This is a genomic window from Paenisporosarcina macmurdoensis (assembly GCF_042658845.1).
Lineage (GTDB): Bacteria > Bacillota > Bacilli > Bacillales_A > Planococcaceae > Paenisporosarcina > Paenisporosarcina macmurdoensis.
This window is the reverse complement of the sequence record NZ_JBHSRI010000018.1, coordinates 339,307-349,936: the sequence shown is the minus strand read 5'-3', so window position 1 is coordinate 349,936 and position 10,630 is coordinate 339,307. Positions and strand designations below refer to the sequence as shown.

The following is a 10,630-nucleotide window of genomic DNA, read 5'->3' as shown; positions in this document are numbered from 1 at the left end:
AGACATTATTATGACGATCAAAGCGGACTATCAAACAGAAATTGACCGTATCCGTGCCGCCACTGGTTGCGATATTATCGCGTTAGCGCTTGTTGAAACTGCGGAAAACCAATATGTACTGAAATGGCAATATGCTTCAGGGAATCTAAACGATCGCTTCAAACGACTTGTACTTAAATCAGGCAGAGGGGTTGCCGGTCTTGTTTTTAAGACAGGGAAACCATTTTTACTGGCATCTATTTCTGAATTTGTAGACAAAGAGAATTTGTTCAATTATCCGATTCTGATCATGGAAAAGCTAACAAGTATCGCTGCCTTACCCTTATATCATGATGGGCGTGTTGCGGGTGTTCTACTGGGAGGATTTCGTGAAAGTCAACAGATGACAGAGGAATTAATGTCACGCTTGCTTGAAATGTCAGAGAATGGAATTGGTGATTTGGATGGAAAGATCTAATGCTGGATTGATGCCCATAAAAAATGATCAGTTGAGTGCTATGATGATGAACATGTATGAAAATAGCACAGAAGCCATATTCTTTTTTGACAAGGAAGGGACAGCACTTGCCCTAAATCCTGCAGCAGAAAAGATTGTGGACGGTGAAGTGCTGAAACAGCTCATACAAGGTGCCGAAAAAGCAATTTGTCAGGCTTGCAGAGGTTATACGAGCGAGAAAGATCTTCATACATGCCTCAATTGTTATTTAAGTAGTTCTCAACCGGAAGATTTTTCTTCTTTTCAAGTATATTTGGAGACAAAAAACATCGGGGTTGTTCCTTACGCAGCGACTTTTCATACGATTGATTCAGAAAATAGCATCCGAGTTTTCATGCTCAGGAACTTGTCTAAGCAATTCAAAACCCAAGAAAAATTGTATCAAAACACTATGATGAAGGACGTTATTAAAGCTCAGGAAAATGAACGCATACGAATATCACGCGAATTACATGATGGCGTGGCGCAAGAATTGCTGAGTGCTTTAGTAGATATTCGCGTAATTAAGTACATGACTTCCGAAGAGGAAGTCTTAAAAAAAATGAAGCAGACTGAAGCTACAATGACAAGACTGCTAGATGATATTAGAAACTTATCAGTTGAACTTCGGCCAGCAGCTCTTGATGATTTGGGTTTAGAAGCAGCGTTTCGTTCCCATTTCAAACGAATTCAACAGAGTTATGGCTTGAATGTTGAATTTACTTCAAATATCTCTAAAAAGCGTTACGGTAGTGAAATCGAAACGATCATTTATAGAGTATGTCAGGAAGCTATCCTGAACTCGATTAAATATGCACAAGTAGATGTCGTCCAAGTGTTCCTATTTGAACAAGAACATACATTGCATCTGATTGTACAGGATGAAGGAATTGGTTTTGTCTACGGAGATAAACCGATTGGAACAGGTCTTGGACTATTTGGTATGCGTGAACGCTCAGAAATTGTCTTTGGGGACTTTGAAGTATCTTCGGTTATCGGCAAAGGAACAAAGGTACTCTTGAACGTACCTGTGGGAGATTTCCCAAAGGAAGGATGAACTATTATGAAAATTGTCATAGCGGATGATCACGCAATTGTACGGAGCGGGTTTTCGATGATTCTCAACTACCAATCGGACATGGAAGTGGTTGCGTTGGCAGCAGATGGTATTGAGGCATATCGCATGGTAGCCAAACACCAACCGGACATTCTCATTCTAGATCTAAGTATGCCACCAGGTGAAAGTGGATTGATTGCCACTGGCAAAATTAAAGAAGATTTTCCACAAACGAAAATCCTCATTCTGACGATGCACGATGATGAAGAGTATTTGTTTTATGTTTTGAAAAACGGAGCTTCTGGTTATATGCTCAAAAATGCTCCTGATGAAGAATTACTGCTCGCTATCCGAACGATCTATACGGGTGGAACTTACATACATCCGAAGATGGCGACATCTCTCGTCCGTGAATTTGTCAACAAGGACCAAAAAGTCAAGCAGGCAGATCCATTTGAATTGCTGTCGAAGCGTGAAATTGAAGTTTTGCCGCTAATTGCTAAAGGCTATGGCAACAAGGAAATTGCACAAAAACTATTCATTTCTGTTAAAACCGTAGAAGCGCATAAAGCGAAAATCATGTCAAAACTGAACCTCAAGAGCCGGCCAGAATTGGTTGAATACGCAATGAAGAAAAAATTGTTGAACTTTTAAATGACAACAGGGAGGGATTTCCCCATGGCTGAACAAGCAATACTGCGGTTTTCAGAGCCAGGTATGCGGCTACTCGAAAATGAGCACAAGTATTTATCGTATCTAATGGAAGAATGGCATGCTATTGTCATAGAGTTTGAGCAGGATGGAATGAGTCTTGAAGTCGGTCGTGATAAATTGAAACAACTTCGTCAACTTTTATTTCAATTCGTGGAACCGTTAAAGAACCATACAGACAAAGAAGAAGAGCATTTCTTTCCTGCCCTTGGTAGCTATATTGTTTTTGAACAAGGACCACTCGTTGGAATTCAAGAAGAACATCAAGAAATCGATGGCTACATCGGCCATTTCTTCCACCATACTCGGGGCAATATCGATTTGTTTTCACTTGATGATATCAAAACAGTGGCTGCAAATGCAGGTGAAGCATTTGAGGTACTAACTGTCCACTTTGTGAAAGAAGAAACGGTACTATTCCCAATGGCCGAAAAGCTGATGAAAGCGGTCGATCACGATGAATTATTTGTAAAAATGAATACGCTTATCACATAAGATCATTCCAGCTGCTTCCTTGTGAAGTGGTTTTTTTTATTTTAAGGGATTCCCTTTTCAACGTGAGGGGACTCCCTTATTAAAAAGAATAGTTTCAGAAGCTACAATAAAGACAAGGAATCGATATGAAACTAGTTGTAATGAAAACTACGTGAAAAAGGTGAGTTGGATGATTAAGAAGGTACAGTTGACGCTTCAAACGTTGAACTTAGTTGTGGGATTTATGGTTTGGGTAATCATTTCCTCTCTTATGCCATTTATCAGTGAAGATATTACTATTCCACCAGAGAGATTGGCAATCTTGACAGCAATTCCGGTCGTATTAGGCTCGATTTTACGAATTCCGCTTGGCTATTATGCAAATGTATTTGGGGCACGTGTTATTTTTCTAGTCAGTTTTATCCTCCTTTTGTTTCCGGTATTTTACATAAGTGAGGCTTCCACTGTTACAGATTTAATTATCGGTGGTTTGTTCCTCGGTATAGGGGGAGCAGTGTTCTCAGTCGGAGTAACATCATTACCTAAATACTATCCTAAGGAAAAGCATGGTCTGGTCAACGGGATATACGGGGTAGGTAATATCGGTACAGCAATTACAACGTTTTCAGCACCTTTAGTTGCTACGCAAATCGGATGGTCAGCAACTGTAAAACTGTACTTAATCCTCTTGCTAATTTTTGCAGCATTAAACTTCTTTTTTGGAGATAGACATGAAGTTAAAGTCAAAACACCCATATTTGAGCAGATTAAAGGCGTCTACAAAAATGAAAAACTATGGATTTTTTCGCTATTTTATTTTATTACCTTTGGCTCATTTGTTGCTTTCACAATCTATCTACCAAACTTCCTTGTAACGAATTTCGGCTTGGAAAAAGTGGATGCAGGGATGCGAACTGCAGGATTTATTGCAGTTGCCACATTCCTTCGCCCAGTAGGCGGTTGGCTCGCGGATAAATTACAGCCACTCATCTTGTTAATGGGTGCGTTCTTTGTCTATACAGTTGCAGCCATTATTCTTGCATTCTCTCCGTCTATTACTCTATACACAGTCGGTAGTTTAGCCATTGCGGTAGGCGCAGGAATTGGTAACGGGGTCATATTTAAACTGGTACCATTTTATTTCAACAAACAGGCCGGAATTGTCAATGGGATTGTGTCCATGATGGGAGGGCTCGGAGGTTTCTTTCCACCGCTGTTGCTATCTGCAATCTACTCCATCACCGGTCAGTATTCAATTGGCTTTATGCTGTTATCACAAGTGGCTTTAGCCAGTCTTGTACTCGTCGTTTGGATGTATTTTCAGGACCGTCTTGTGCTGTCTTCAGAAGTGTTCAATTCGACCGGTCAAGGGATTCTCGTGACAGATGTTAATGGAAAAATCAAGAAGGTCAATCCAGCTTTCACAAAATTGACCGGCTTTGACGAACAGGATGTCATCGGTCAAAACCCTAGCATGATGAAGTCTGAACGACAATCGAAAAATTTCTACCAAGATATGTGGAAAGACATTCAAGAGCATGGAATGTGGCAAGGGGAAATCTGGAATAAGAGGAAAAGTGGAGAAGAGTACTTGCAATGGTTGAACATTAGCGCAGTTAAAGATGATACGGGCGAAAACATCCGCTATGTAGGAACTTTCACTGACATCACATCTGAAATTGAAAAGAAGGGTGGATTTGAGCGAGTGCCCGCTAATTGAAAGGAGAGACTTTCAGTGGATGAACGCTATTCAAGACAAACTTTATTTAAACCAATAGGAATTCAAGGGCAGATGAATATTGAGAAAACTGTGGTCACTGTAATTGGTTGTGGTGCACTCGGCTCTTCCATCGTTGAAACATTAGTCCGGGCTGGGGTTGGTGAGATTCATCTGGTCGACCGTGACTATGTAGAGATATCGAATTTACAACGACAGCAGCTGTTCACGGAACAAGACGCTGCGCAGATGTTACCAAAAGTGACTGTTGCAGAAAAACGATTGAAAGCGATACGTGGTGACGTTCGGTTATACACATATCTTGATAATCTAGATGCACAACTCATCGAAAAGCTTGCATCCGCTAGCACACTCATTATGGATGCAACTGATAACTTTGAAACACGACTGTTAATCAGTGATGCCGCCGTGAAACATGGAGTACCCTGGATTTACGGCGCGTGCGTTGGAAGCTCAGGAGTTATCTTTCCTTTCATACCAGGTGAATCGGCTTGCTTTCGTTGCTTAATTCCTGTCCTTCCCGCTATCAATGAAACGTGTGATACAGCAGGTATTATTTCGCCTGCTGTACAGATCACAGCTGCCTTGCAATGTGCGGAGGCAATTAAGTGGTTAAGCGGCAACCAGGAAGCTATGCGGAAAAAAGTGCATCATTTCAACTTATGGGAAAATACGCAGTTGGATATCGGTATTTCCCGCATTCAAAACAAGCACTGTGAAACATGTGGCGTTCAGCCAACATTCCCGTCACTGGATTCTTCAATCAGACAAACATATGCTGTTCTGTGTGGGCGAGATGCGGTACAAGTACTGCCTGATCCACAACGTCCCATTACCTTAGACGACGCAGAATCAATTGGCAGACACATGCAAGTTCCTGTGAAGCGTACACCTTATTTTGTCGAGTTACATATCTTCAATCACCGTATGATACTGTTCGGCAACGGTCGTCTTCTCATCCATGGTATCCGAAATGTTTCGGAAGGTCGGAAACTGTATCATCAGTTATTCGGTTAAATACGAGAGGGAGTTATCCAAATGTCGCAATCATTTCAATTAGATAGGCAGATTCGAATCGCTGTTTTAACGGTAAGTGATACACGGACGAAGCACACCGATCAAAGTGGAGCACTTGTGCATCAACTCGCTCTCGATTACGAACTAGAAGTAGTGGCATATGAAGTGAGGAAAGACGACACTGAAAGTATTCGTGAAATTTTATCCGTGTGGCTTAAAAATGAAAGTGTGGATGCAATTATTACGACGGGGGGAACGGGGATTGCTAAACGCGATGTAACTCTTGAAGCTGTTCAGTCGTTTTTCGATAAAGAGATGGCTGGGTTTGGCGAGATGTTCCGTTATTTAAGCTTTACAGAAGATGTCGGAACAAAGGCACTTCTTAGCCGCGCAGGGGCAGGAGTTGCATCGAATAAAGCTGTTTTTGTCCTACCAGGTTCCCGCGGGGCAGTGAAGCTTGCAATGGAGAGACTCATTTTACCGGAAATCCGGCATATTGTATTTGAGCTAACGAAGCATCGTCAGCTTCGGATGTAATCGCCAGATTTTCCACCTGTTTTTTCAAGTAACATTGTTGGACCAATCACCATTTCTTTACCAGACGCTTTGCACATGTCGTAAATTGTGAGGGCAGCAGCGGAGGCGGCAGTGAGAGCTTCCATTTCCACGCCAGTTGGACCTTTCGTTTTTACAACCGCGTACAAAATCACTTCGTAATGTGATGCTTCTTTATTGACATTCCACTCAAATTCAATATCGACCCCGCTAAGTGCTAGGGGATGACACATCGGAATGATTTGAGCCGTATTTTTGGCAGACATAATGCCAGCAACTTGTGCAACAGCAAAGACGTCTCCTTTTTTATTGCTACCATCTTTAATCTGATGGTAAATAGCTTCGTTTAACAGAATAGATGTTTTTGCTCGTGCGGTTCGGACCGTGTCATATTTTTCAGACACATCTACCATTTTCGCACGACCTTGTTCGTTAAAATGAGTGAGTTCAGACAACTGAATCATCCTTTCCGGATTGAATAAATTCAGTATATCATGATTGACTAAGGAGTTGATGACGATGATGGAACAGCGTAAACCCATATCTGTAGCAGAAGCAATTGACCGTGTAATCCAGCACGCACAACTGCTTGGAGAAGAAACCGTGAATCTTTTTGAAAGCTATGGAAGAATTCTTGCACAACCCATTATAGCGGTACATGATGTACCACATTTTGATCGCTCCCCATATGATGGGTTTGCCATTCGTTCAGTAGATTCTGTTGGTGCGACAGGTGACAAGCGTATCGAATTCAGTGTCGTTGATCATATAGGAGCGGGGATCGTGTCAAATAAAATTCTAACCCAAAATGAAGCAGTTCGAATCATGACAGGAGCGCCGCTTCCATCTGGTGCAGATGCTATTGTCATGTTTGAGCAGACCATAGAATCAAGTGATTCCTTTACCATTCGCAAGCCATTTGATGCACTTGAAAATGTTTCCTTACAAGGTGAGGACGTGAAGGAAGGGGAAGAAATTATCGAAGTCGGAAGCTTGATTCATCCCGGAACTGTAGCACTGCTTGCTACGTTTGGTTATGACAAGGTGCAAGTTGCAAAACAACCAATTGTTGGTATCCTATCAACTGGAACAGAACTACTGGATGTCAGCGAACCACTTGCACCAGGCAAAATACGCAATAGTAACGGTCCGATGATTGCAGCACAACTAGCACGAATGGGCATCTCATGCAAAATGTTTGGGTTGTCAGCAGACAATCTTGAAGCAAGCTTAGAAATGGTGAAAAGTGCCGCGAAAGAAACAGACTGTTTGATAACAACAGGCGGTGTTTCCGTAGGAGATTTTGACTTTCTTCCAGCCATTTATGAACGTTTGGGAGCGGAAGTACTATTTAATAAAGTGGCAATGCGTCCAGGAAGTGTGACGACAGTAGCAGTGGCAAACGGGCGATATCTTTTCGGACTTTCTGGCAATCCTTCAGCTTGTTTTACCGGATTCGAATTGTTCGTACGACCTGCTCTACTGAAAATGATGGGTGCCGATAAAATATACTTACCACAAACAACAGCAGTTCTTGCGGAGGATTTCACAAAAGCAAATCCGTTCAGCCGGTTTATCCGGGCTGTATATGATGGAGCTACAATAAGACCCGCAGGATTCAATAAGTCAAACGCTGTATCTTCTATCGCTAGAGGCAATGCGCTCATTGTCCTCCCAGGAGGCTCAAGAGGCTTCACAGTAGGCGACAAAGTCGACGTGCTACTTCTTGGTGTAGAGGAAGGAACTGTGAAATGGTTACTGTAAAAGTGTTACAAGTGGTCGGTTTTAAGAACAGTGGGAAAACAACGTTAATCACAGAGTTTCTTGACTTAGCGAAGAACAATGGAAAAACGATCTCTACCATTAAACATCATGGTCACGGTGGTTCACTTGATTTACCTCCTGTAGAAACGGACAGCATGCAATTTTTTGATCATGGGGCACAAAGTTCCCTTGCATATGGCGAAGGCGTTGTACAGATACATATGCAAAGCAATACAGGTAATCTTGATGACCTTATCGAACTGTCGTGCCAAACAAAACCGGACATCGTACTCATCGAAGGCTTTAAAAAAGCTGCGTTTGATAAGGTTGTACTTGTTCGATCACAACAAGATTGGGATACATTGCAGGAACTCGACAACATCGTTCTGGTCATCGTCCATGAAGGCGTGAAACTAAAAGGAATTAATACCTTAGAGCGAAGTCGTTTAGATGATATATACAAGTGGTTTGCTAAATGGATGGCAGGTGAAACAAGTGAAAGCATTTGAAGTGGTAACCGAACCAATTAACCCGCAACTGTACGCCGATTATGTACTGCGACCGGAAGCTGGCGCAGTAACATTATTCACCGGTCATGTTCGTGAATGGACGCAAGGTGTTCGGACAATGTACCTTGCGTACGAGGCATATGTACCAATGGCTGAGAAAAAGCTAGCAGAAATAGGAAGAGAAATCGAAGTCAAGTGGGAAGGGACAAGGGTCGCGATTGCTCATCGAATCGGGGAGCTACAGATCAGTGACATTGCTGTTGTCATCGCGGTTTCTTCTCCACACCGTAAAACTGCATATGAAGCAAATGAATATGCTATCGAACGCATTAAGGAAATTGTGCCGATATGGAAAAAGGAAATTTGGGAAGACGGCGAAGAATGGATAGGTGACCAGAAGAAAAAGCCTAAGGAGGAAGTCGTATGATTGAATTGCATTATTTTGCTGGAATTCGAGTACTGACAGGAATTCCAAAAGAAAGCGTCAATTTCTCCAATCAAACGGTGGAGGACTTGTGGAAATGGGCTGATGAAAAATACCCGGGTATCCGAAATAGCTCTGCGCGAATTGCGGTAAACGAAGAATATGCACTGCCTACAGACGTCATCGAAAGTGGCGACACGGTTGCATTTATTCCACCTGTAAGTGGCGGCTAATGGAGACAATCGGAATCTTGCTCGCCGGGGGGATGTCAAGGCGCTTTGGTTCGCCAAAAGCTTTTGCCAAAATAAATGACAGGTTCTTTTACGAACAAGTGTGGCGTGCACTTGACGCTGCCTGTGATCATGTTGTCATCGTTACAAGGGAAGAATTAATTCCCCGTTTCCCCGAGGAATTAGATGTGATTATTGATCTTCCTTCATTATCAGGACTCGGTCCACTCGTAGGTATTTATACAGCAATGACCGAGCGTCCTGCCGATCAATATCTCGTGTTGCCATGTGATATGCCGTTTATCGGACAAAAAGAAACTGCTGCACTTATCCAATTGGCTGAAGGTACACATGATGTGACCGCTGTAAGAACAAGCGAAGAACACCTTCCTTTGTTCAGCATTTGGAATCATCGTGTGAAAAAAGACTTGATTCAAGAAGTATTAAATAAACAACTAAGTGTGATGAAGTTTTTGGATCAAGTAGAGACCAAATGGGTGGATTCGAGGCTAATCCATGTTGATAAAACTATTTTCCGTAACATTAACACAGATGATTAGTAGGAAGGGAGGGTGATGTACATGACTGACTATCCGCTACAAGACCAGCTTAGAAGACCCATTCGTGATTTACGAATTTCAGTAACGGACAAGTGCAATTTCCGCTGTTCGTATTGTATGCCAAAAGAGGTTTTTGGAGATGATTATGCATTTTTGCCAAAACAAGACTTGCTGTCATTTGAGGAGATTCATCGGCTGACAAAGCTATTTGTTTCACTAGGAGTCAAGAAAATCCGGTTAACCGGTGGAGAGCCACTCATGCGACGCGGTCTTCCAGAACTTGTGAAGAAAATCTTATCAGTTGATGGGGTGGAGGATATTGGGCTGACAACAAATGGTCTTTTGCTTGGCCAACAGGCACAACCTCTATATGATGCCGGCTTACGGAGATTAAATATCAGCTTGGATGCTCTCGATGCTGAGTTGTTCGGCAAACTGAACGGACGTGGAGTCAGCCCATTGCATATTTTAAAACAGATTGATCATGCAATTGAAGTAGGGTTTGAAATCAAAGTGAACATGGTCGTCCAAAAAGGTGTCAACGATTGTGAAATTCTACCGATGGCTGCTTACTTTAAAGAACGAGGGATTACGCTTCGTTTCATCGAATTCATGGATGTTGGTAACGATAATGGTTGGAGTTTTAAAAAAGTCGTTACTAAAAAGGAGATTCATGAACATCTTCTATCCGTTTACGACCTAGAACCGATAGACAAGGATTATTTCGGAGAAGTTGCCAAGCGGTACCGCTACAAAGATAGCAATTCATATGTTGGCTTTATCACGTCAGTATCGGAATCTTTCTGTTCTTCTTGCACTCGTGCACGTTTGTCGTCAGATGGAAAGTTCTATACATGCTTGTTTGCGACTGAGGGTTTTGATCTCAGAAAACTGCTCCGAAGCGACTTGGACGATGAAGAGGTTTTAGCTGCAATCAGCAACGTATGGCTGAAACGTACTGATCGCTATTCAGATGAGCGTACTGAACAAACTTCAAGAAGTCGCAAGAAAATTGGCATGTCCTATATCGGTGGCTAATTGTTGGTGTTGTGAGAAAAAATCACAAGACTTCTATATATCTAAAAAAAGGCATGTAGATTCAATTGAATCTACATG

14 protein-coding genes are annotated in these 10,630 nt (G+C 42.2%); 13 read left to right on the top strand and 1 reads right to left on the bottom strand.

Annotated elements, in window-relative coordinates; all coding sequences use genetic code 11:
* The first annotated feature begins 10 nt into the window (after positions 1-10).
* The 7 genes from ACFPYN_RS11525 (at position 11) to ACFPYN_RS11495 (ending at position 6,009) form a co-directional block, all read left to right on the top strand.
* Positions 11-457 (top strand): GAF domain-containing protein, encoded by a 447-nt coding sequence (locus ACFPYN_RS11525; RefSeq protein WP_377734313.1) that lies wholly within the window; start codon positions 11-13, stop codon positions 455-457.
* Between the two features lie 10 nt (positions 458-467).
* Positions 468-1,532 (top strand): sensor histidine kinase, encoded by a 1,065-nt coding sequence (locus ACFPYN_RS11520; RefSeq protein ID WP_377734580.1) that lies wholly within the window; start codon positions 468-470, stop codon positions 1,530-1,532.
* Positions 1,533-1,538: 6 nt separating this feature from the next.
* The gene (locus ACFPYN_RS11515) at positions 1,539-2,186 is read left to right on the top strand and encodes a response regulator (protein ID WP_377734311.1); all 648 of its coding nucleotides are present in this window, start codon (positions 1,539-1,541) and stop codon (positions 2,184-2,186) included.
* Between the two features lie 24 nt (positions 2,187-2,210).
* The gene (locus tag ACFPYN_RS11510; protein ID WP_377734309.1) at positions 2,211-2,738 is read left to right on the top strand and encodes a hemerythrin domain-containing protein; all 528 of its coding nucleotides are present in this window, start codon (positions 2,211-2,213) and stop codon (positions 2,736-2,738) included.
* A gap of 169 nt (positions 2,739-2,907) precedes the next feature.
* On the top strand, positions 2,908-4,437 hold the full coding sequence (locus tag ACFPYN_RS11505; protein ID WP_377734308.1) for a nitrate/nitrite transporter: 1,530 nt from the start codon (positions 2,908-2,910) through the stop codon (positions 4,435-4,437).
* A gap of 15 nt (positions 4,438-4,452) precedes the next feature.
* Complete coding sequence (locus ACFPYN_RS11500; RefSeq protein WP_377734306.1) at positions 4,453-5,472, top strand: ThiF family adenylyltransferase; 1,020 nt, start codon at positions 4,453-4,455, stop codon at positions 5,470-5,472.
* 21 nt (positions 5,473-5,493) lie between these two features.
* Positions 5,494-6,009: a MogA/MoaB family molybdenum cofactor biosynthesis protein gene (locus tag ACFPYN_RS11495; RefSeq protein WP_377734304.1), complete on the top strand. Its 516-nt coding sequence runs from the start codon at positions 5,494-5,496 to the stop codon at positions 6,007-6,009.
* Here the strand turns inward: ACFPYN_RS11495 and moaC are convergent.
* Positions 5,994-6,482 carry a cyclic pyranopterin monophosphate synthase MoaC gene (moaC, locus tag ACFPYN_RS11490; protein WP_377734303.1) on the bottom strand — a complete coding sequence of 163 codons (489 nt, stop codon included), beginning with the start codon at positions 6,480-6,482 and terminating at the stop codon, positions 5,994-5,996. The two genes, ACFPYN_RS11495 and moaC, sit on opposite strands and share 16 nt — an antisense overlap.
* A 64-nt stretch (positions 6,483-6,546) precedes the next feature.
* Here moaC and ACFPYN_RS11485 point away from each other — a divergent pair, with 64 nt between their 5' ends.
* The 6 genes from ACFPYN_RS11485 to moaA are packed head-to-tail and all read left to right on the top strand — an operon-like array spanning position 6,547 to position 10,552.
* Positions 6,547-7,791, top strand: coding sequence for a molybdopterin molybdotransferase MoeA (locus ACFPYN_RS11485; RefSeq protein ID WP_377734301.1), 1,245 nt, complete (start codon positions 6,547-6,549; stop codon positions 7,789-7,791).
* Entirely contained in the window at positions 7,779-8,300 is a 522-nt protein-coding gene (gene mobB / locus ACFPYN_RS11480; RefSeq protein ID WP_377734299.1) for a molybdopterin-guanine dinucleotide biosynthesis protein B, read from the top strand. Before ACFPYN_RS11485 ends, mobB begins: the two co-directional genes overlap by 13 nt.
* Positions 8,287-8,727 (top strand): molybdenum cofactor biosynthesis protein MoaE, encoded by a 441-nt coding sequence (locus tag ACFPYN_RS11475; RefSeq protein ID WP_377734298.1) that lies wholly within the window; start codon positions 8,287-8,289, stop codon positions 8,725-8,727. Before mobB ends, ACFPYN_RS11475 begins: the two co-directional genes overlap by 14 nt.
* On the top strand, positions 8,724-8,957 hold the full coding sequence (locus ACFPYN_RS11470; protein ID WP_377734297.1) for a MoaD/ThiS family protein: 234 nt from the start codon (positions 8,724-8,726) through the stop codon (positions 8,955-8,957). The genes ACFPYN_RS11475 and ACFPYN_RS11470 overlap by 4 nt, the downstream gene beginning before the upstream one ends.
* Entirely contained in the window at positions 8,957-9,514 is a 558-nt protein-coding gene (mobA, locus tag ACFPYN_RS11465) for a molybdenum cofactor guanylyltransferase (RefSeq protein WP_377734296.1), read from the top strand. The genes ACFPYN_RS11470 and mobA overlap by 1 nt, the downstream gene beginning before the upstream one ends.
* Positions 9,515-9,535: 21 nt before the next feature.
* Positions 9,536-10,552, top strand: coding sequence for a GTP 3',8-cyclase MoaA (moaA, locus tag ACFPYN_RS11460; RefSeq protein ID WP_377734295.1), 1,017 nt, complete (start codon positions 9,536-9,538; stop codon positions 10,550-10,552).
* Positions 10,553-10,630: the final 78 nt, after the last annotated feature.